Annotated in this window: 1 protein-coding gene; it reads left to right on the top strand. The window is 47.5% G+C overall.

From position 1 onward, the window contains the following. Positions 1–44: 44 nt before the first annotated feature. Positions 45–337: Sec-independent protein translocase protein TatB (gene tatB, locus CWC14_RS18650; protein WP_138564367.1), on the top strand; the 293-nt coding region annotated here is incomplete at its 3' end.

Raw genomic sequence — 337 nt, 5'->3', positions numbered from 1 at the left:
AAGAAAACCCAAGTCAAAAAGACAAAGATAAGGTGTAGCCACCCATGGGCATGTGGGAATTATTGGTGGTGTTCGTTGTAGGCCTTATTGTACTTGGCCCCGAACGCTTACCTGTGGCCATTCGAACGGTAAGCCGCTGGGTAAAAACAGCCAAAGGCATGGCCAACAATATTTCTGCACAGGTCAACGAGGAACTGCGTGTACATGAGCTACATCAGAACCTTAAAAAGGCTGAGCAGCAAAATATGGAAAACCTTCCTGACGATGTAAAAGACTCGGTGGCAGAGCTGCATAAAGCGGCGCAATCAGTCACTCGCAGTTATGACAACGCACCAAA

This window comes from Pseudoalteromonas sp. S3260 (assembly GCF_005886925.1).
GTDB lineage: Bacteria > Pseudomonadota > Gammaproteobacteria > Enterobacterales > Alteromonadaceae > Pseudoalteromonas > Pseudoalteromonas tetraodonis.
This window is presented reverse-complemented; position numbering and strand designations above follow the sequence as displayed.